17 protein-coding genes and 1 pseudogene are annotated in these 21,196 nt (G+C 63.8%); 4 read left to right on the forward strand and 14 right to left on the reverse strand.

Translation table 11 applies throughout. The annotated features are described in order from the left end of the window. Positions 1-24 precede the first annotated feature (24 nt). On the forward strand, positions 25-828 hold the full coding sequence (srlD, locus tag L21SP4_RS06285; RefSeq protein ID WP_052881860.1) for a sorbitol-6-phosphate dehydrogenase: 804 nt from the start codon (positions 25-27) through the stop codon (positions 826-828). 6 nt (positions 829-834) lie between these two features. Here srlD and mazG read toward each other — a convergent pair whose 3' ends face one another. The 9 genes from mazG to gltB form a co-directional block, all read right to left on the reverse strand. Continuing rightward, positions 835-1,626: a nucleoside triphosphate pyrophosphohydrolase gene (mazG, locus tag L21SP4_RS06290; protein ID WP_052881861.1), complete on the reverse strand. Its 792-nt coding sequence runs from the start codon at positions 1,624-1,626 to the stop codon at positions 835-837. A 22-nt stretch (positions 1,627-1,648) separates the two neighbouring features. Beyond that, on the reverse strand, positions 1,649-2,347 hold the full coding sequence (locus L21SP4_RS06295; protein ID WP_052881862.1) for an HAD family hydrolase: 699 nt from the start codon (positions 2,345-2,347) through the stop codon (positions 1,649-1,651). Between the two features lie 157 nt (positions 2,348-2,504). After that, positions 2,505-2,780 carry an RNA recognition motif domain-containing protein gene (locus L21SP4_RS06300; RefSeq protein ID WP_052881863.1) on the reverse strand — a complete coding sequence of 92 codons (276 nt, stop codon included), beginning with the start codon at positions 2,778-2,780 and terminating at the stop codon, positions 2,505-2,507. A 181-nt stretch (positions 2,781-2,961) separates the two neighbouring features. Next, entirely contained in the window at positions 2,962-3,972 is a 1,011-nt protein-coding gene (locus L21SP4_RS06305; protein ID WP_052881864.1) for a uroporphyrinogen decarboxylase family protein, read from the reverse strand. 31 nt (positions 3,973-4,003) lie between these two features. Continuing rightward, entirely contained in the window at positions 4,004-5,758 is a 1,755-nt protein-coding gene (gene pabB / locus L21SP4_RS06310; RefSeq protein ID WP_052881865.1) for an aminodeoxychorismate synthase component I, read from the reverse strand. A gap of 14 nt (positions 5,759-5,772) precedes the next feature. Beyond that, positions 5,773-6,273, reverse strand: a complete 501-nt coding sequence (locus L21SP4_RS06315; protein WP_052881866.1) for an adenylyltransferase/cytidyltransferase family protein — start codon at positions 6,271-6,273, stop codon at positions 5,773-5,775. Continuing rightward, positions 6,260-8,380 carry a GreA/GreB family elongation factor gene (locus L21SP4_RS06320; RefSeq protein WP_052881867.1) on the reverse strand — a complete coding sequence of 707 codons (2,121 nt, stop codon included), beginning with the start codon at positions 8,378-8,380 and terminating at the stop codon, positions 6,260-6,262. The genes L21SP4_RS06315 and L21SP4_RS06320 overlap by 14 nt, the downstream gene beginning before the upstream one ends. Before the next feature lie 168 nt (positions 8,381-8,548). After that, entirely contained in the window at positions 8,549-10,003 is a 1,455-nt protein-coding gene (locus L21SP4_RS06325) for a glutamate synthase subunit beta (protein ID WP_052881868.1), read from the reverse strand. 110 nt (positions 10,004-10,113) lie between these two features. Then, positions 10,114-14,667 carry a glutamate synthase large subunit gene (gene gltB, locus L21SP4_RS06330; protein ID WP_201774597.1) on the reverse strand — a complete coding sequence of 1,518 codons (4,554 nt, stop codon included), beginning with the start codon at positions 14,665-14,667 and terminating at the stop codon, positions 10,114-10,116. Between the two features lie 158 nt (positions 14,668-14,825). Here gltB and L21SP4_RS06335 point away from each other — a divergent pair, with 158 nt between their 5' ends. Continuing rightward, positions 14,826-16,364: a sigma-54-dependent Fis family transcriptional regulator gene (locus L21SP4_RS06335; RefSeq protein WP_052881870.1), complete on the forward strand. Its 1,539-nt coding sequence runs from the start codon at positions 14,826-14,828 to the stop codon at positions 16,362-16,364. A gap of 105 nt (positions 16,365-16,469) precedes the next feature. On the opposite strand, the gene L21SP4_RS13095 is transcribed toward L21SP4_RS06335, so the two are convergent. The 5 genes and pseudogenes from L21SP4_RS13095 to L21SP4_RS12375 all read right to left on the reverse strand — a co-directional run bounded on the left by L21SP4_RS13095 (position 16,470) and on the right by L21SP4_RS12375 (position 19,912). Then, positions 16,470-16,613 (reverse strand): hypothetical protein, encoded by a 144-nt coding sequence (locus L21SP4_RS13095; RefSeq protein ID WP_160300722.1) that lies wholly within the window; start codon positions 16,611-16,613, stop codon positions 16,470-16,472. A gap of 29 nt (positions 16,614-16,642) precedes the next feature. Beyond that, the gene (locus L21SP4_RS06340) at positions 16,643-17,437 is read right to left on the reverse strand and encodes a nucleotidyl transferase AbiEii/AbiGii toxin family protein (RefSeq protein ID WP_052881871.1); all 795 of its coding nucleotides are present in this window, start codon (positions 17,435-17,437) and stop codon (positions 16,643-16,645) included. Continuing rightward, complete coding sequence (locus tag L21SP4_RS06345; RefSeq protein ID WP_052881872.1) at positions 17,434-18,075, reverse strand: type IV toxin-antitoxin system AbiEi family antitoxin domain-containing protein; 642 nt, start codon at positions 18,073-18,075, stop codon at positions 17,434-17,436. The genes L21SP4_RS06340 and L21SP4_RS06345 overlap by 4 nt, the downstream gene beginning before the upstream one ends. A 142-nt stretch (positions 18,076-18,217) precedes the next feature. Next, a pseudogene (locus L21SP4_RS13485) lies at positions 18,218-19,108 on the reverse strand (transposase); the annotation flags it as partial. Between the two features lie 42 nt (positions 19,109-19,150). After that, positions 19,151-19,912, reverse strand: a complete 762-nt coding sequence (locus L21SP4_RS12375) for a transposase (protein ID WP_074041401.1) — start codon at positions 19,910-19,912, stop codon at positions 19,151-19,153. 625 nt (positions 19,913-20,537) lie between these two features. Here L21SP4_RS12375 and L21SP4_RS13490 point away from each other — a divergent pair. Then, on the forward strand, positions 20,538-20,819 hold the full coding sequence (locus tag L21SP4_RS13490) for a type II toxin-antitoxin system mRNA interferase toxin, RelE/StbE family (protein ID WP_052881874.1): 282 nt from the start codon (positions 20,538-20,540) through the stop codon (positions 20,817-20,819). 1 nt (position 20,820) lies between these two features. Beyond that, positions 20,821-21,081 (forward strand): helix-turn-helix domain-containing protein, encoded by a 261-nt coding sequence (locus L21SP4_RS06360; protein ID WP_052881875.1) that lies wholly within the window; start codon positions 20,821-20,823, stop codon positions 21,079-21,081. Positions 21,082-21,196: the final 115 nt, after the last annotated feature.

Genomic DNA, 21,196 nt, shown 5'->3' on the forward strand with positions numbered 1-21,196 from the left:
GAAACGAAGGAAGGGAAATCGACGATGAGCAGCAGAATCTACGGAATGCTTGAGGACAGGAAAGCCGTGATTACCGGGGCGGCCCAGGGACTCGGCGAGGCCCTGGCGGTGCGTCTGGCGCGCGAAGGATGCGATGTGCTCGCCGCGGACCTCAAGGAGGAGGACGTCCGTGAAACGGCCGAAAAAATCGGACAGCAGACCGGACGGCGAGGACTTTCTTCGAAGGTGGATGTCACGGACGACGCCTCCGTGGGCGCCCTGTTCGACCGCGCCCTCGAAGAATTCGGCCGGGTCGACGTCGTGGTTGCCAACGCCGGCGTGCTGGTCGCCGGGCCGGTGGACGAGATCGATCCGGAAAAGTGGCGGTTTGTAATGAACGTCAATCTGTTCGGCTACTTCCTGACGGCCCGCCATGCCGTGCGGGCGATGAAGCAGACCGGCGGCGGATCGATCGTGCAGATCAATTCGAAGTCCGGGAAGAAAGGCAGCGCGAAGAACTCGGCTTATGCCGCCAGTAAATTCGGCGGCGTGGGCCTCACGCAGTCGCTGGGCCTCGAACTCGCCGAAGCCGGGATTCGCTGTAATTCCGTCTGCCCGGGCAACCTGCTCAATTCGCCGCTGTGGGTAAACTCGCTCTTCAAGCAGTACGCCCGCAACCAGGGGATCTCCGAAGATGAGGTCCGGCAGAAGTATCTCGACCAGGTACCCCTGCGGCGCAGCTGCGAGTACGAGGACGTCGAAAACGCGGTAATCTTCCTCGCCTCGGACCTCTCGTCCTACATGACGGGTCAGGCGATCAACGTGACCGGCGGCCAGGAAATGCGGTGAGGATCTTTATTCCTCGTTTTTGACCTCGTCCCAGACGCGATCGAGTTCTTCCAGCGTACACTCGTCGGGGGTGCGCCCGGCGCGGTGCAGTTTCTGCTCCAGCGCCCGGAACCGGCGCATGAATTTCGCCGTACTCAGACGCAGAACGTCCTCGGCTTCGGCATCGAGGCGGCGGCAGAGGTTGACCATCGAGAACAGGAGGTCGCCCAGTTCCTCACGCACCTTTTCGGGGACGACGGCGCTTGCCGCCAGCGCCTCACGCAGCTCGGCGATCTCCTCCTGCACCTTATCCAGAACCTCCGCCGCTTCAGGCCAGTCGAACCCCACGCGGGCCGCGCGGCGCTGGACCTGATGCGCCTTCATCAGTGCGGGCAGATGCGCGGGCAGACCTTCGAACAGAGAACGGGGGCCCTGCCCGCCCTCGTCGCGTTTGATGGTTTCCCAGTTGCGAAGTACTTCCCGGCTGTCTTCGGCCGTATCGTCGCCGAAGACATGGGGATGCCGGCGCACCAGTTTTTCACAGAGCGTCTCCGCGACCGCATCGAGATCGAAGGAGCCGTCCTCCTCGCAGATCCGGCTCTGAAAGACGACCTGCAGCAGCACATCGCCCAGCTCCTCGCGAATCTTGTCCCGTCGGCCCTCTTCGATCGCTTCAACCAGTTCGTAACTCTCTTCGATCAGGTTGCCTTTGATCGAGTCGAGCGTCTGTTCGCGATCCCAGGGGCAGCCGTCCGGGGCGCGCAGGCGTGCCATGATCGACTGCAGCCTGCGGAGTGCGTCTTCCCCGTGTGACGACATCGTGCTCTCCCGGGCGCGGCGGTCAGAAGGTCCGGGCGGGAAGCGTGCTTTCCAGCAGCTCGCGGGGCTTCATATCGGAGAGGTTCTCCAGCACGAAACGGGCGCCGCTGAAGTCCTGGAAGACCGTGAAACGGTCGGGCGCCGCCACCGCGGTCATATCCGTGGTCAGCGCCGCCTTGCAGGCGCGGCTCGACGTCGTCAGCGCCATGCAGGCCCGCGCGGGGATGCCTTCCTCGCGCACGATGGTCAGCCATGTCTTCACCTGCGGGAAATCCGGCCGGACTTCCTCGAAGGCAAAGAGGCGGACGCCGCGCTCTTCGAGCCCGAGCTTCTGCATCCACGATCCGGCCACATCGGGAGGAAAGGCGGACAGCGTCACCGGCTGGACGTCGAGTTCCGCCGCGGCGTCGAGCACGTTCACCAGTTCCGGGTTGAGTTCAGCGCCTTCGATCCTTTCCCGCACCTGCGCGCGCACCTGTTCTTCGAGTCGTTTGGTGTGGTCCGCTTTTTCGCCTGCCGCCTTGAGAATCTCCGGAATCGCGAATTCCGGCAGCGGGTAGAGTCCGTGACGGACATAACGCTCCACCGTGAGTTCCACGCCCTTCGTCTCGAGCGTATCTTTGAGCGCCTCGAACATGATCTCCCGTCCCTGGACGGCGAGGTTTTCCAGTTCAAAGAAAAGATGGCGCGGCACTTCGGTTCTGGCCTCGGCTGATGTCATGGCGATTGCTCTCCCCTTCTGCATGCCGTAAGCGGCGGTGTGAAAAGCTCCCTGTTTAATCGTAATCAGGTCCGGGGTCAAGCTCCCAGCCCGAACAGGGCCTTAAAAAAGGGGCGCTCCAAGGAGCGCCCCTTCCATTCAGTACGTTTCAACCAAATCAGTCGCGGGGAGGACGTCCACCACCACGATCCTCACGAGGACGGGCTTCGTTGACGCGCAAGGCGCGTCCCTGGCAGTCGCTGCCGTTCAGTTCGTCCATCGCCTTCTTCGCGGAATCGTCATCCGACATTTCCACGAAACCGAATCCCTTGGAACGGCCGCTGAAACGATCATTGATCACCCGGGCCGACGACACTTCACCGAACCCTTCAAACATTTCCTGGAGTTCCTGATCGTCCACGCTGTACGGCAGATTGCCGACATAGATATTCACTTGCTCACCTCTCTGTCACATGCGCCGCTTAATACGGTTCTTCAAATTCCGCCTGCGACGCCGGGGCGAAATCTGATTTTCCGCGCAACACCCGAAGGTGTCCCGCATCCCCCTCATGGGGAAAAGCCCGGAGTCCTCCTCCGTCTTTCGCACGGGAAAATGGCACATCCGCACGGAGACGTCAAGTCATGCGCTTGACGTATTCAAGCGGCTCGCAGAGGGCGCGCAGATTGGCCTCGGGAGTCCCGGCGGGTATTTCGCAGCCGGCATTCACGAAATAGGGGTTTCCCACCTGCTCATAGGTGCGCCGGACATGGTCGCGGATCGCCTGCGTCGAACCCCGGGCCACTCCCTGCGCCGGGTCAATATTCCCCGCCAGGACCGTGCGACCGCCTACGGCATCGCGGACCGCCTTCATATCCACCATGTGATCGACATCGAGCACGTCGATATGGAGATCGGCGATGCCGGGGAGCAGATGGGTGATCTCGCCGCAGATGTGGAGCTTGACGCGCGCGCCAAAGCCGTGGATCGCCTCAACCAGCCTCTTTTCCCGCGGCTGAACCAGCCGTTCATACAAGTCAGGCGAGATCTGGCTCGCCACCGCATCGCCGACCCCAATCATATCGGCGCCGGCTTCCACCTGGACCCGCGCGAAATCGACCGCCGCCTTCAGGCAGCGGTCCATAAGCTCCGCGGCAAAAACCTCATCGTCGTAGAAATCCATCATCAGATTACTCGTTCCGCGCAGATCGGCGGCCTCGGCAGCAGGACCCTCGATCCAGCCCAGTATCGAATACACCCCTGCGCATTTACTTTTGAACAAACGCACCGCGTCGAGGCGATCGCGCATGCGGTCCGACTGCTCCGGATCAGGATCCTTCAGCAGCGAAAAATCCCGTCGTTCCGCCATCGGCGGAGTGCAGCGGGGCACGCCGTCCCTGACGAATTCAATCTGACCGCCGAACCCGGCCGCCTCGCGATACGGGTCGGAGATCGCGCTCACCTGATCCATGCCGAAATCTTCGGCACAGCGCAGGTTGGCCTCCACCAGCACGCGATGATCCGAGGCGAAGGCTCCGTAGTCGGAGCCGATATACTCCGCCGCATACTGCATGAGGATCGGCGTTCTCGGCACGAAATCGCACACCTCTCCTTCAAGCATGGCGTCTGTCCGTTCTTTTCCGGTCATGGCTTTCTCCTTTATCCGCTGGTTCTTTCTTTTAACCCTGCACCGCACCAAGGGGGCCTTCAAGCCGCGCCGGAGCGGACCCCCGAACGGAATTGATCACCCTGCATTCGTCCGCGTTACGCGCTTCCTCGATCGTCACCACCCGCTCGTCCGCCGCGCCCCGATCCAGAAGATCGCCCCGGGCGGTCCCCGCGAGCAATCCGCTCCCGACGGGCGGGGTGACCCATCGGGCGCCGAAACGGAACAGTACGTTCGCGATGCAGGTCTCGGTCACCTCGCCCCGCTCGTTCCACAGCAGGGCCTCTGTTCCCTTCGGCATCCCCGAAGACGCGCGCTCGTACACCGCCCGGCGGGTGGTCTTATGGTACAGGAACGGATCGTCCGGGTCCACGGGTTCCGGCGCGGGAGCGAGCACCACCCCCGCAGCGGGCCAAGGCTCCAGGGGCCGCGCAGTAAGCCGCACCTTCCCCGAAACGTCCATGGTCAGGCGCACACGCATCGGGACGTCCCCGAATCCCGCGGCGGCTTCGTCGAGTTTCCGGCGCACCGCATCCACGTCGCACTCGTACCCGAAGTATTGAGCCGACTGCCGCAGGCGGGTCAGATGCCGGTCCAGGAGGACGCAGCCGCTGCCGGGGCACCAGCGTATCGTTTCGAGCAAGTCGAATTCAGGACGCTTCCCCTCGAGGACGCGTGCCTTAGCCCGGCACTCCGCCATTTCCGCGTCCACGTCGGAGTCCCAGACGATACCGCCCCCTACCCCGTACACGGCCCGGGAATCGCGGGCGGGAAAATGCGCGGTGCGTATGGCGACGTTGAACTGCGCCCGCCGGCCCGGAGCGAGATAGCCGATGCTCCCGCAGTAGATGCCCCTCGGCGAAGTCTCGAGATCGGCGATCACCTCCATGGTGCGCCGTTTGGGCGCGCCGGTCACCGACGCGGCCGGGAAGAGCGCGCCGAAGATCTCTGAGGGGCTGGCCCGGGTCCGGCCGCGCACCGTACTCGTCATCTGCCATACCGAGGGATAGCGCTCCACGTCAAAAAGCGCGGGGGTCGTGACCGTGCCCGTCTCCGCGATGCGCCCCAGGTCGTGGCGCACCATGTCCACGATCATCACGTTCTCCGCGCGCTCCTTATCCGAATCGCGGAGCATGGCCGCACGGCGCACGTCGGAGGCGTAGTCGGGGGCGCGCGGGGCCGTACCTTTCATCGGCCGCGAGGTCAGCACCTCGCCGTCGAGGGTGAAGAGGAGTTCGGGCGAGGCCGAACAGATCACCCCCCCGCCGTAGTCGACCAGGGCGCCGTACCCCGGGCAGCGCGCGTCGGTCAGCTTCCCGAAGAAGGCACGGGGGTCCGCGGGCATCGATCCGTACAGACGATGGGTGTAATTCACCTGGTAGGTCTCGCCGGAGGCGATGTATTTCTTGATCGCCTCGAATCCCTGCGCATAGGCCGCCGCCGAAACGGAAGGGGTCCACTTCACGGGCGGACACGTTTCGGTCTCTTCCGGGAGTTCCGCACTCACGGGCGGAGAGAACAATCCGAACCACAGCAGCGGCAGATCCGGTTCCTGCGCGTGCGCCGGAAGCGCCGGGTCCAGTCCCGGCGCGGCCTCGTAGGCGAGAAACCCCGCCGCCCAGCATCCTTCGTGCTCCACCGCCTGTTCGATGCGGCGGAGCGCGGGGGTCACCTCCCGCGGACTTTCCGCACGCGCTATTTCGACCGGCTCCGTAAACCGCAGCCATCCGCGCGCCCCCGCGGCATAGAGTATGATTTCCGGCGCCATGATTCCGCCCGGCGTCAGTCCGCCCGCGAACCGTTCCCCTCCCCCCGTATCCGGCGGATCAGGGCGGTGGTGGAAAATCCTTCGACCAGATCGGCCAGCACCACGCGGCCTCCGTGCGCCTCCACGCATTCGCGGCCGCTCACGTAGTGGGCCCAGTCCTTCCCCTTAACCAGCACGTCGGGCACGATCTCCTCGATCAGCGCGCGGGGCTCGTCCTCCTCGAAAAGAACCACGAAGTCGACACATTCGAGCCCGGCGAGCATTTCCGCCCGGCGGTGCTCTTCTGCGAAAGGCCGTTCCGTCCCCTTGTTGCGCCGCACCGACGCATCGGAGTTGACCCCCACGCAAAGCGCGTCGCCCTGCCCGCGCGCGAACTCGAGATAACGGAGATGGCCGACGTGAAGCAGGTCGAAGCAGCCGTTGGTGAATACGAGCGTCCCGCCCGCTTCGCGGAGCTGACGACGCAGGCCGGGCATAGCCTCCCGCGCCGTGATTTTTTCTTCAGCCGTTCTCATCCGGTTCCTTTCCCTTCACCCATTCGAGGATGTCTGCGGGCAGCGGCTTTACGGAGACCAGGCGGCAGATGATCTCGCCTTCCTCGCCGGGCACGCGCACATTCTCCCCTTCACCGTGTCCCTCGAGCGCCTGGGCGAGGGCCGTCTGCGAAGAGATGATCCCGCGTTCCTCGTCTCCGTCCCAGCACCCGAGGATAATGTAGCGGTCGCGCCGCCCGCCCGAGTAGCCCAGCTCGACCACGGTTGCCGTTCCCGCTTTCTCCGCGCCGTAGCCGCTGAAATCGGTTGGCTTCACGCGGTCGAGCATCGACTCGAGTTCGCGGACGCGCTGCGCCAGCAGCCGCTGCCGTTCCTTGGCCGCCTTGTACTCCGCGTTTTCGCGGAGGTCGCCGTAGCTGCGTGCGTGCTCGATCTCGCGCGCATTTTCCGGAATTCGGCGCTGCACGAGGTCGCGGTACTCCTCTTCCCGGGCGCGGTAACTCCGGATCGAGGTGACCGGAACCTCCTCCGCCTCACCGCGCCGGGCCTGCTGTTCGTCAAGGATCACCTGGTGCAGTTCGGGGCGTGCTTTGACGATCTTGCCCAGCACGGCATTGCGATCGAGAGTCGACCACGCCGAACTCCGGCTGATCCGGCGGACGAATTCGCTGCGCCGCCGCTCCGGCATCTCCTCGAGAATCCGCGCCAGCCACTCCGGATCCTGAAAGGCTTCGCGGATCGGGCGCGCGGCCGTGGAGCCGATTTCGTCGAGCAGCAGAAAGGCGAACTCGCCGCGGGATGCGATGTTCCACTCTTCGAGACGGTCCGAATTGCGCAGCAGCCAATAGAGAAGTCCGGGCGCCGCGGTCCGGCGGTTCAGCTCCTCGCGTATACGCGCCGCACAGGCTTCGCCGGCCCCGTGCTCCACGGCGTACGGGACGAGTTCGTTCAGCACGGGCGTACTGCAGCGGTTGAGCAGGTCCGCCAGGCCGGTGGCGGAAGAATCGCCGTGAGCGGTGACCCAGTCGAGGAACTCGCGCACCCTTTTCACGGGCAGCCCCTCCAGCGCCTGCGTGAGCGCATCCGGATCGTTCAATTCCTCCGCACCCTCCCGGCGTCCGGGGCGTTCGGGCTCGAGATTCCAGCCCGCGGCGATCAGCGCAGCCCGTGCGACCCGCGTCGCATTCCCCCTTGCGGCGTCCATGACGAAGCCGAGTCGCTCCGCCGCAACGGCCCGCATACGCTCGTCGAGCTCGATGCCGCGTGCCTGGGCCGCCTCGAATCCGTCGAGAAGGGTTCCCGCATCGCGCTCCTCCGCCATCTCTTCAAACCAGCTCCGATCGTAGCTTCGAGCCTCGCGACGCACACGGATCGGCTCTTCACGCCGCTGCGGCCAGTCGACGAGCGGGTCCTCCCGGGCGGCGGCGCGCGCGCGGTCGATAAAGGACTTCCACTCGCCGGGTTCGATGATGACCGGAACGAGCGCATCCCCGAGTTCGTCCTGTGTCGAAGGCCCGAAGTGCGCGAGCGCCCGCTTCAGGACCGCCAGCGGCTCTTTGCGGATCATCCGCCGCAGTTCGTCGGGGTCGCGCTCCCGCAACGTGTAGAGATGATCTTCCGATACGGGTTCGAGTCGTTCCGCGGCCTGTTCGAACGGAACCTCGCGCTCATCCCGCTGCGATTCGAATTCGACCACCACCCGACGGTACAGATCGTCCACCCGCTCAATCCGGCCGAGGCCCCAGGTGCGGTCGTAGCACAGGCTCCCCGACTCGAAACCCCACAGTTTGAACAGGCGGCGGAAGGCCTCCGCGGGCGGGATGGATTCGAACCCCGCGGCTTCCACCAGCTTGCGCTCGCGATGATGGCGGGCGAACAGACGCCGCACGGCTTCGACCCGGTCTTCCGGCCGGTCCCCGTACCGTCCGAACTCGCAGACCTGCCAGCGGAGCGTTTCCGCGGCGTCCCGGATCGCCCCCTGCTCCGCGAGGGTGTCGAGCAGAAGATCCGACCAGTCCGACGCCGTGTCGGGGTCGCCTTCCTCATGCTTCGCCCTGACCGCATCCAGCAGGGCGGCCGCATCCTTCTCTTCCGACTCGAGCTGTGCCAGAAACTGTGCTTCGTCCATGATCCTCCGCTCCGTCCCGTGGTCCGAAACGGAGATTTCACCATGAAGCGCAGAACAACGGGAAGAAAAAACGGTCCCCGGCATAAACCACGGGTGGAAGAAGAAATCGCGCCCTTAAAGGATATCCTGCGGACCGTTCCAGCCGCCAGGATTCCAGAGTTCCCGAATTCAAGCCTCCCCGATCCCCTTCGTCTCTCCGTCGATCCACGCGCGGACGCCTTCGGCGGCGTCCTGTCCGTCCCGGATGGCGCTCACCACGAGCGAGGCGCCGAGGGCCATATCGCCGGCGACGAAGACTCCTTCGAGACTGGTCCGGTGTCGCTCGTCGCGCGCGACGCGGCCACGTTCGTCGATCCGGAGATCGAGATCGTACATGTAGTTCGAGGGGGCCGGCTTGACAAATCCCATCGCCAGCAGGACCAGGTCAGCCTGAAGGGTGAATTCCGAGCCTGCGACTTCGCGCGGGACGGGTCGCCCTCCCTCTTCAGGTTCAACCCATTCCACCCTGACGCAGTTCAGCTGTCTCACACGGTTTTCCGCATCGCCCTCGAACGACTTCGTCATGACCGACCACCGTCGCTCGCAGCCTTCTTTGTGGCTGCTGGAGGTGCGCAGCGAACGCGGCCACAGGGGCCAGGGCGTGTCGCCCGGACGTTCCTTCGGGGGCTCGGGAAGGATCTCGAGCTGCGTCACGCTTTCGGCCCCCTGCCGGTTCGCGGTCCCCACGCAGTCGGCGCCCGTATCCCCGCCGCCGATGACCACGACATGGCGTCCCTCCGCATGGACACGGCGATCTTCCCGGACCGGTTCCCCCTCGTTGAGCAGGTTCTGGCAGCTCAGGAAGTCCATAGCGAAATGGATGCCGTCGAGCTCGCGTCCCGGGACCTCCAGATCGCGCGGCTCACGCGCCCCCCCGGTCAGCACGACCGCGTCGTAGCGCCGCCTCAGGAAACGGAAGGACAAGTCCGAGCCGATCTCCACGCCGCATTCAAACACGATGCCCTCGCGCTCCATCACCTCGACGCGGCGGTCGATGATCCATTTCTCCATCTTGAAGTCCGGGATGCCGTAGCGCAGCAGTCCGCCCGGACGGGGCGCGCTGTCAAAAACCGTGACCCTGAACCCGACACGATTGAGCTCATAGGCGGCGGAGAGCCCCGCCGGACCGGATCCGACCACGGCCACGGTCTGATCGCGCCGGTTCTCGGGCGGGCGGTTCGGGAAGAAGCCCTCCTCGAATCCGCGCTCCACGATCTCAAGCTCCATCTGACGGATCGTGACCGGATCGGCGTTGATGCCCAGTACGCAGGACGTCTCGCACGGCGCAGGACAGATCCTGCCCGTGAACTCGGGAAACGGGTTGGTCGAGAGCAAAATCTCCAGCGCATCCCGCCAGCGTCCGTGAAAGACGTGCTCGTTGAACTCCGGTATCACGTTCCCGACAGGACACCCGTGCGCGTGACAGAACGGCACCCCGCAGTCCATACAGCGCGCGCTCTGCCGGCGCACCTCCTCCGGATCCAGGCGGCGCTCCACGGCGCGGAAATCACGCACCCGCTCCTCGATTGGCCGGTAACCGGGTTCGCGCCGCCTGTACTTTATGAAGCCTCGATTCTTGTCCATTATTCTTCCCGCGCCTTAGGTTCCCCTTTGCGGTCGCCGCCCGATTCTGCTCGCGTCCCCTGTGCTTTTTTTGTGGCCATTCTTAATTCTTCCCCGCTTAACTTCGCGGCTCAGCGGGTCATCACCTCTTCACGCTCGGTGGCCTCGTCCTCGCGGCTCATGCGTCCGAGCACTCGGCGGTATTCCATCGGGAAGACCTTGATGAACCGGCGGCGGCAGGCGTCCCAGTGTTCGAGGATATAGGCCGCTTTAGGGCTGCCGGTGTACTGCCGGTGCTGTTCGATCAGCTCCCGCAATTCGCGCTCGTCTTCCTCCTCCTCGACCAGTTCGAGGTCGATCATCTCGAGGTTGCACTTGTCGTCGAACATCCCCGTCTCGTCGTAGACGTAGGCGAGTCCGCCGCTCATACCGGCGCCGAAATTGACCCCGGTCGGGCCGAGCACGACGATCCGGCCGCCGGTCATGTACTCGCATCCGTGATCGCCGATTCCTTCCACGACGGCGCGAGCGCCGCTGTTACGGATCGCGAAGCGTTCGCCGGCCTGACCGTTAAGGTACAGCTCGCCGCAGGTGGCCCCATAGAGCGCGACGTTGCCGGCGATAATCTGTTCCGAGGGCATGAAGGTCGCGCCCTGCGGCGGGCGCACGATGATCCGCGCACCGGAGAGTCCCTTGCCGAGGTAGTCGTTCGCCTCGCCTTCGAGCAGGAACGTCATCCCGCGCGCCGCGAACGCGGCGAAGCTCTGGCCGGCCGACCCGCGGCAGCGCAGCGTCACGGTACCGTCCGGCAGCCCTTCCATCCCGTAGCGGCGTGCGATCCGGCTGGAGAGGATCGTCCCCAGCGTCCGGTGCGTATTGCGCACGGGGAGATCGAGTTCCACGGGCTCCTTGCGTTCGAGCGCGCGTTCGATGCGCGGGAGGAGCCCGTAATCCACCGCCTCGTTCAGCCCGTGATCCTGCGGGATCGTGCAGCGCACCGCCTCCGGCGGCGCGTCCGCCCGGTAGAAGATCTGCGAGAAGTCGAGTCCGCGGGCCTTCCAGAATCCGATCGCGCGATTCATCGCGAGCAGGTCGGAGCGCCCGACCATGGCATCCATCGTCCGGAACCCGAGCTGCGCCATCAGCTCGCGCACCTCTTCGGCGACCATCAGCAGGAAGTTCACCACGTGTTCCGGCCGTCCGGTGTACCGCCGGCGGAGTTCGGGGTCCTGGGTCGCGATCCCGACCGGGCAGGTATTGTTATGGCACTTGCGCATCATCACGCAGCCGCAGACGATCAGCGCCGCGGTCGCGAAGCCGAACTCCTCGGCGCCGAGCAGCGCGCCGACCACCACGTCGCGCCCCGTCTTCATCTGACCGTCCACCTGCAGGCGGACCCGGCTGCGCAGCTCGTTGGCGACCAGCGTCTGCTGCGTCTCCGCCAGTCCGAGTTCCCACGGCATGCCGGTGTGTTTGATCGACGAAAGCGGCGAGGCGCCCGTGCCGCCGTCGTAACCGCTGATCAGGATCATGTCCGCGTGCCCCTTGGCCACGCCCGCCGCGACGGTCCCCACCCCGACCTCCGAGACCAGCTTCACCGAGACGCGCGCCTCGTCGTTGGCATTCTTGAGGTCATAGATGAGCTGGGCGATATCCTCGATCGAATAGATATCGTGATGCGGCGGGGGTGAGATCAGCGTCACGCCGGGCGTGGAGTGGCGTACGCGGGCGATCTCCCCGTTGACCTTATGGCCCGGGAGCTGGCCGCCCTCGCCGGGCTTGGCCCCCTGGGCGATCTTGATCTGGAGTTCGCGGGCGTGGACCAGGTACTCGGCGGTGACGCCGAAGCGGCCGGAGGCGATCTGTTTGATGGCGCTGCAGCGGCTGTCGCCGCCGGGCAGGGGCTCGTAGCGGGCGGGATCCTCTCCGCCCTCCCCGCTGTTGCTCATGCCGCCGAGACGGTTCATGGCGACCGCGAGCGTCTCGTGCGCCTCGCGGCTGATCGAGCCGAAGGACATCGCGCCGGTCACGAAGCGCCGCGCGATCTCCGCGGCCGGTTCGACCTCCTCGAGCGCCACCGGCGCCGTTTCCCGGAAGGAGAAGAGTCCGCGCAGTGTACTCTGGTGCTCCGTCTGATCGTTGATGCGCCGGGCGTACTCGCGATAGAGGCCGGGGTCGTTCTCGCGCGCGGCGCGCTGGAGCAGCGAGATCGTCTCCGGCGTCCAGAGGTGGCGTTCGCCGTCGTTGCGGTAGCGGTACTGACCGCCCGCCGGCAGGATGTTCGCCGCGCGCGGGTGCGGCGCGAAGGCCGCGCGGTGACGCTCGTTCGCCTCGCGCGCGATCTCGTCGAGCCCGATCCCTTCGATGCGCGAGGGGGTCCCCGTGAAAAATCGGTCGATGACCCGTTGATTCAGACCGACGGCCTCGAAGATCTGCGCGCTGCGATAGCTGCGCAGCGTCGAGATGCCCTGTTTCGACATGATCTTCATCAGGCCCTTGCAGTTCGCCTTGATGTAGTGCTCCAGGGCCTTGCAGACGCCGCAGTCGCGGCTGAGATCGCCGCGGCGGGCCATCTGCGCCACCGACTCGAACGCCAGCCAGGGGTTGATCGCCGACGCCCCGTAACCGAGAAGCAGCGCCATATGCATCACTTCGCGCGCCTCGCCGGTTTCGACCAGGACACTGATGCTGGTACGCAGACCGCGCTCGACGAGGTGGCGGTTCACGGCGGCCACGGCCAGCAGCGCCGGGATCGGGGCCCGGTCGGCATCCGCGTCGCGGTCGCTGAGTACGAGGATGCGGTGGCCGGCGCGTACGGAGGTCTCGGCGTGGGCGCAGAGCGTCTCGATCGCCTCCTCGAGCACCTCGCCTTCCCCGCCGGCGGGAAAGAGCATCGGAAGGGTCACGCAGCGGAAGTCCGGAAGATTCAGCGAGCGGATGCGCTCCAGGTCCTCGTTGGAGAGGATCGGATGATCCAGCTTGACCAGCCGCGCATGCTGCGGGACCTCGGTCAGGATCTGATCCGGATTGCCGATGAAGGTCATCAGCGACATCACCAGTTCCTCGCGAATCGGGTCGATCGGCGGGTTGGTGACCTGCGCGAAGAGCTGCTTGAAATACCAGTAGAGGAGCTGCGGTTTTTCGGACAGCACCGCCAGCGGCTGGTCCGATCCCATCGAGCCGACCGGTTCATGGGCGCTCGAGGCCATGCCCGCGAGCAGGAGCTGGAGGTCCTCGCGCGTGTAACCGAAGATCTTCTGGCGCTGAAGGATCGTGGCCGCATCCGTCTCGACCGGGGCGACCGCGCCGAAGAACCCGTGGATCCGGATCTTGTTCTCCTCCACCCAGCGGCGGTAGGGCCGCCGGTGCGCCAAGTGCATCTTGATCTCGAAATCGGTGAGGATCCGCTGTTCGTCGAGGTCGAGGAGCATCATCTGGCCCGGGCGCAGCGCCCCGCGCTCGGCGACCTCTTCGATCGGGATATCGAGCACGCCCGCCTCCGAGGCGAAGACCACGAAGCCGTCCTTGGTGACCGTGTACCGCGCGGGACGCAGGCCGTTGCGGTCCAGCGATGCGCCGACGTAGCGTCCGTCGGTGAACGCCACCGCCGCCGGGCCGTCCCACGGCTCCATCAGCCCGGCGTGATATTCAAAGAAGCCGCGCAGATCCGGGCCGAGCGGGTACTTCTCGCCCCACGCCTGGGGGATCATCATCATGAGAGCGTGATGGACGTCGCGTCCGCCCTGCGTGAGCAGTTCGACCACGTTGTCGAGGCTCGCCGAATCGCTGCCGCCCTCCTCGATGACCGGAGCGAGTTTGCGGATATCCCGCCCGAAGAGATCCGACTCGAGGTTGCGTTCGCGCGACCGCATCCAGTTGCGGTTGCCGCGCAGCGTATTGATCTCGCCGTTGTGCGCGAGGTAGCGGAACGGCTGAGCGAGCGGCCAGGAGGGGAACGTGTTGGTGCTGTACCGCTGGTGGACCACCGCGACCGCACTGGTGAACGCCTCGTCGTTGAGATCCGCGTAAAACCCGGTGACCTGGCCCGGAAGCATCAGGCCTTTGTAGACGATCGTGCGGGCGGACCAGCTCGGGATGTAAAATCCGTCCTCTTCCGGCATCCGTTCGGCGACGCGGCGTTCCACCTGCTTGCGCAGGACGTACAGCTTCCGCTCCAGCTCCGCGCCCGTTCGCCCCGCACCGACGGTAAAACACTGCTCGACCCGGGGAACCTCGCGCCGCCCCAGCTCGCCGAGCACCGAGGCGTCGGTGGGGACCTCGCGCCAGCCCGGACACTCCAGCCCCTCCTCCGCCGTCACCTCCTCAATCAGTTCACGGCATAACGCGGCGCGCTCCGCATCCTGCGGCATGAAAATCATCCCGACCCCGTACGCCCCGGCCTCCGGCAGTTCGATGTCCAGCGCCGACGCCTCGCGCCGGAAAAAGGGGTCGCAGAGCTGTACCAGCACCCCCGCCCCGTCGCCCGTCTCCGGGTCCGCCCCCGTCGCCCCGCGATGCAGCAGATTCTCCAGTACCTCGATACTCGCCTCGACGATCCGACGCGTCGGCCGGCCGTCCATGTTCGCCACAAACCCCACTCCGCAGTTGTCATGATGATGACGCGGATCATAGAGCCCGACCGCCCCGCCCCGCCCCCGAATCATCCCGCTGCCTCCTGCCTTCATGATGCGCTCTCCCGTCCCTTAAATAGGAGTACATTAAGGGGGTATAGCCCCGTTCCGTCAATATCAAAGATCATTCAATTTCATACTTGTTTTTAGCAATCCTCTATAATACATTTTTGTACGCGTCTATTCAAATGTCTCAATATTGGAGCACTGATATGGTGAAGGAAGAGCAGATAGAGCTTGAAGTTCTGTATCGTATCTCGCAGGCGGTGACGGGTCAGGCGTCCGGGGTGAAGGAGCTGCTGGGCGAAGTTCTGGACATCATGGAGTCGGAGATGCAGGTTTCGCGGAGCACGCTGACGCTGCGGAGGCCGGACTCGGACATCTTTGTGATTGAGGCCTCGCACGGCCTTTCTTCGCGGGAGCGCGGGCGCGGGCAGTACCGGCTGGGGGAAGGGATCACGGGGCAGGTGGCGCAGACGGGCAAGCCGGCGGTGATCCCGAACGCGAGCAAGGAGCCGTCTTTCCTGGACCGGACGCGGGCGCGGGGGAGTGCGCCGGTGGCGTTCATCTGTGTACCGATCGTCCACAACAAGCAGGTGATCGGGACGATGAGCGTCGACCTCACGACGCGGGCGCATCACGAGGATCTGCAGCGGTATCTCCGTTTTCTCGAGCTGGTGGCGAACGTGCTGGCCGAGGCGGTGGCGAACATGCGCGAGGAGAAGGAGGAGCGCGAGGGGCTGCTGGCGGAGAACGAGCGGCTGCGGCGGCAGCTGGGCGACCGGTACAGCCTGGACAACATCGTGGGAAACTGCCACACGATGCGACAGGTCTACGAGCAGATCGCGCAGGTGGCGGAGAGCCCGGCGAACGTATTGATCCGCGGCGAGTCGGGCACGGGCAAGGAGCTGGTCGCGCGGGCGGTCCATTACAACAGTTCGCGTGCGAACAACCCGTTCATCAGCGTCAACTGCGCCGCCCTGCCCCAGAACCTGGTGGAGAGCGAGCTGTTCGGCCACGAGAAGGGATCGTTCACGGGGGCGACCAGTGAGCGGAAGGGACGTTTCGAGCTGGCGGACAGCGGGACGATCTTTCTGGATGAGATCGGGGATATCGATTTGGCCGTCCAGGTGCGGCTGCTGCGTGTCCTTCAGGAGCGCACGTTCGAGCGGGTCGGCGGGACGAAGAGCCTGGAGGTCAACGTACGGGTGATCGCGGCGACGAGCCGGGATCTGGAGCATGCGATCAGCGACGGGGGATTTCGCGAGGATCTGTACTATCGGCTGAACGTCTTCCCGATCTTCCTGCCGCCGCTACGCGAGCGGCGCTCGGACATCATGCTGCTGGCGGACCATTTTCTGCAGAAGTACAGCGAGCGCTACGGGAAACAGATCAAGCGCATCTCGACCTCGGCGATCAACATGATGATGGCGTACCACTGGCCCGGAAACGTGCGCGAACTGGAGAACTGCATCGAGCGTGCCGTGCTGACCTCGTCCGACGACGTCGTGCACGGCTATAACCTGCCGCCTTCGCTGCAGACCAGTGAGCGGACGCAGACCGATCTTTTGCCGGAGGAGGGCGCGGACCTCAAGACGATGGTCGCCTCGTACGAGAAGGAGATCCTGATCGATGCGCTCAAGAAGCACCGCGGCAATGCCGCGGCCGCGGCGCGCTACCTGAACACCACGCAGCGGATCATCAACTACCGGATCAGGCAGCTCGGCATTGACGCGAAGCAGTATCGGTGAAAACACGCCTTTCGAAGGTCGGGGCCTCGAGCCCTTTTTCACCTTTTTCTGCAGCGGATCCGCCGCAACGCGACCAGCCCGGCACAGGATCTCCTCCTCGCGATGTTACAGGGCTTCGCCCGATCCCGGGGCCGGCGGCGGGCGGTGAAACGACTGGACGACCTGGCGTGCGATGGATGCGGGCATCGGCGAGGGCACCGACGCGCCGTCCACGACGAGTCCGCCTATACAGCGGAAGATCCGGAACATTCACAGGCTGGGCGACGGGCGGCGTCGGATCACAGCAGGGAGCGGAGATGCTCCGGTGTCAACAGGGCGGCTTCTCCCGGACGCTCGAGAAACGGCTCGACGTCGGAGACGATCACGTCGAAATCGACGGTGTCGATCTGCTCCCGCACCAGCCGGCGCCAGTCCGCGGCCCGGGGTGACGGTTGATCCCCGGTCTGATCGAGAGCGTTCTGCAGGAGAACGGTATTGGGTTCGACGGGGGGTCTCTGCCCGAGGTACCAGAGCAGGTCGTACCAGTCGCGACCTTTTGCGTATTTCCGGGTCAGCAGGGCGTGCAGTTTGCCCGCCATAAGCGACGCGGGATCGTAATGCCGGAGCGCGAACATGACATGACGATGGATCACCGTCCGAATCGATGCGGCCCCCGCGGGCGGATTCGTGTCGATCTCAATCTTGATCGAGAGGTTCTGACGATCCATAGGTGAAAGTCCGAGTTCCTTCAACACGCCCGCGAACCTGATCCAACCCGTATGTACGGTTTTGCGTTCGTTCCAGGTGACCGATAGATCGAACCCCGCCAGTAACAGATCCCGTTTGATCTTCTGCATCCACGGACGGGGACCGTAACCCTCCGGCGTTTCAAGGGTGAAGTCGAGATCCTCGGAATATCGGCCTAATCCATAAGCGAACCGCAGCGCAGTTCCCCCCACAAAAGCAATGCGGGTGAACGCCTCGCTCTCGTGCAGGGACCTCATGGTCAGGGCCTGAAGATACTCGCGCAACAGGTTAAGCCTCCGCTCCGGGCGATCCGCGGTCCGCGCAATGGCCAACGCCTGTTCTTTCACAACACCTCCCCTCCTCCCCGAACCTCTTCGGCATATAAAGTCCATACCCCCGCGGCCCGCCGGAGGCGGGGTGAATCATACTGGCGCGCGAACGCCTCAAGGCGAGCGGAATCCACAACCTCCGTGTTCTGGAACCGCATCGATTCCATACGCTCCAGGGTCCATTCCCCTGAATCGAGGTACCACAGATCGAGCAACGCCTTTTCAGGATGCGCCATCAGCACGGACGCCCCGCCCGTTTCCACGGAACGATACCCGAAGAAAGCGGATCGCTTGAGATGCCGATAGCGGTAACGTCCGTACGGGTTCTCAAAAGTCCGCGGCCGACGCGTCGTCACGGCCGTGTACTGCGCGGTCATCTCCGGAATCAGTCCATACCATGAGAGCGCCCACTGCCGGCTGAGATACGAGGGCGCGTAGAGTGCGTTGCTGAGCGCGGCGGGATTAAGCCGCGTCCGGCGATACGTCTCCGCCAACGTATACATGCCCCGCCGAAGCGCGATTACCCGTCCCGCCCTCCTCCACGCATAGAGCCGCGTCCGTAGATGTTCCCGCGGCTCGGCCGAGAGCTGAACCAGTGTGGCAAAATCGAACCAGGCCCATCCCCCCGCATATTCAAGCAGCTCTTCAAATCTCATGGTCGTTAATATATGATCTTATACATTATATTCTATATTTATCGGTAAAAAATTTGTCACACGATTCTTTCAGGTTCTTCGCAATTTTCGGTCTTTGTAGATTTTTATGGTGAGCGACGGGAAATCCGCACTTCGGGATCGCTCATTCGTGAACCGCCCCCGATACGCGCCTTCGACGCTCCGAGTACGCGTACGAGTAAGAATCACGTTCTCTGTGATCACTGTGGTTTATCTGCCGTTCGGCCCGGGAGATGATTGTCACCACAGCGATAGGATGAGAAGGCGGGGATGTCCCGAATCCTGTTGAAACTCGTTGGCGGTCTCGGTCTTCATTTCGATGTAGTTCCTTGTCATTCACTTGTCCAGTCCCTGTTCGGCAGTTCGCTTCGCTCTCTGCCTGGGGGTGAGGCGTCGTGGAGTGGAGCCCGTTCCCGCCGGAGGCGGGATGGCCCGGAGGGCCAAGGGCGGAGCGGAGCGACGCCTCAACAGCTTCCGATGGCCAGCCCAGGGATTTCAAAAGCACCGGGATCTGACGATAGCCTTTGATTCGACGGAACCCTTTCTCGGCCCTCAGAAGCGAATAGGCCAGCCAGCGTTCCGCCTGATCCGTCTCTGCGCGCCAACGCTTCACCCGCCCGATTTTTGCGCGTGTGTTTCGGAACGGGTTCTCGATGCAGTTTGTGTTCGTCAACGTGGTGTGTAGAGTGGACGGCGCATTCAGCTTGTGAACCGTAATGAGCTCCTCACCGGCCTCGTGCAGGGATTCCAGGGCCTTGTGGCTGTGCCGGCTCAGAAAGCGTTCCGGATCGGCGAGTGCTTCACGTCCGGCTTCTTCGCCTTCCACGGAGCGGAGACGCTTGAAAAGGTCGCTCACGCTGCCGTGATGACGCCTGGAGAGACAACGCTTAATATTTCGTTCCTTATGCACCAGGCATCGTTGAATGCGCGCTCGCGGAAAATGCTTCAAGACGCTGTTATGAAGTGCCCGAGAACCGTCGAGAACCGCCAACGGATCGCCCTCGAACTCAAGACCGCGGTGGACAAGCCGGTCGAGCCAGCGATTCTCATTATGGCTTCACCCTTTTCGGTCGGGGTGGCACCCGACCCTCCCAGTGCCCGAAAATGCGTCGGATATCGACTCGGGAGGGACGGCTGCCACGCCGTCCGCGGTCGGAATGCGGCCATAATGAGAACGGCTGCGGTCGAGCAATGCGTCACACACTTCTGTCGATTCCTGTGCGCCTATTTCAAAATCCAGCATAACTTTGCGGCCGTCCAGCGTAATGCCCAGCCCCACAATGGCGCTGAGATCCTCGGACAGTACAATGCCGTCCAGCAGCATGCAGAAGAACCTCTCGGACTTCAGGTCGCGGTCACGGAGCTTCTGTATGCGCTGTCGGCCCTCGACAATCCAGGCGCGGGAAACCCTGCTGCGTCCGGGCGCTGAATCGGGATACAAGGTTTTCTGATCACGTGAACTGACTCCGGCAGCTGTGGCACGCAAGATACGGTCACGAAGGTCGTCGGCCCTGTTGACCGCGTCGTAACTTTTAAGCCTGACCTCCTTCGATGTGTCTGCCTCATGGCGACGTACACGCGGCTTGCGGATCTCCTCATCAATACCGTCAATTCGAAGTCCTACGCGGGTTCCGCCGGCACGTCGGCAGCCTCTGTCCCCTGCCGGCTTGTAGGCCGGACCACACAATTCTGTGACCTCTTCAGCCAGAATATCGGCGATCAGGGTTCGCATTTCACCACGCAGCCAGTCACGGAAAACATCTCCTGCTGCAGACGGTTCAACTTGTCCAAGGACTTCAAGGACGCTATTGTCACTCATGGCGGTCTCCTTTCGGGTTGGTTTGCCCCGAGCGTCCAACATGGACGCTCAGGAGACCGCCTTCAAGTTTCAACAGTCAACGGGACACTTCCGGGATGGGAGACGACAACCGTTTGTAGTAGCGCCGTAAGCCTGCCCCCGGCAGGCCAGGCGCGTGAAGATAACGGCCCTGGCCCCGCTGCGCGGACCTGCGGGCCTACTACGAGCGTAAGATAGCGCGCACGATCTCTTTGCCTGTGCTCTTCTCATTCATCTTTGCGATCTCTGCGCCTTTGCGAGAGTCGTGTCTTGTGTTTTCGACCACGGATTACCGATGATACGGATGGGATCTCGCCTTCGGCGCTCCGAGTACGTGTACGAGTACCGCTGCGCTGAGTACGCGTACGGGTACGTTGCGGGGTTGTTCGCCTGTCCGTCTTCCCGGAGAGGCTCCGGATCATCGGGCACCCCGTTTTTTTGCGGCGGTTCTACCGGACAGCAGAACCGCCCTACCCTCACGCCCTGGTTCGGCCTGCGCCTCCTGGGCAGGGCGCACCCCACCGCGGTTCACTGAAATCCCGATCACTTTTCATCAAAACGGCGCCAAGGACTGGACATTACTAATATAGTATAGTACATATTAGATATGTGGGAAGTATTTGAACATCGGAACCTGGTCAGAAAGCTTCCGCGCATCCCGGCGGAAATTTTGAAACGGTACGAAAAATGGAAGGACATCGTGACCATTTCGGGACCCGAGGGCCTTCGCCGGATCGAGGGATTTCATGACGAAGCCCTGCGAGGTGAATGGAAAGGACATCGATCGTCGCGGCTCGGCAAACAGTACCGGGTAATTTACAGAATCGAACATCAGCAGTTGCACGTAAAGGTCATTAACATGACAGCCCATGATTACCGGAGGAGGTGAAATGAAGGATTATCGCAAAGCCAGAAAAACCGTGGATGTTTCCGTCGGGGAGTCGGTCCGCATCATGCGGGAATTGCAGGAACTCAGCCAGACCGATCTGGCCGAACTTACGGGGATCCCTCAGTCAACCCTGTCGGGGATCGAGAACAATCGGATCAACCTCGGGGTGGAACGCGCTAAGACCCTTGCCCGGGCCCTCCGGTGTCACCCGGCCGTGCTGGTCTTTCCCGGATGGGATATCAAAGACCGGCCAGCCGCCTGACCGGACCGGGAGGGGATCCGTCGCTGTCCAGGGCGCTTGCGCTTGCGGCGCGGTGGAAGCGTGCGGTCGCGGTGAAGGGGGTAGTTCTCGATGATTTGCTCCCCCGGGGTCTCTT

It is taken from the genome of Kiritimatiella glycovorans, assembly GCF_001017655.1.
In the GTDB taxonomy this organism is placed as follows: Bacteria; Verrucomicrobiota; Kiritimatiellia; order Kiritimatiellales; family Kiritimatiellaceae; genus Kiritimatiella; species Kiritimatiella glycovorans.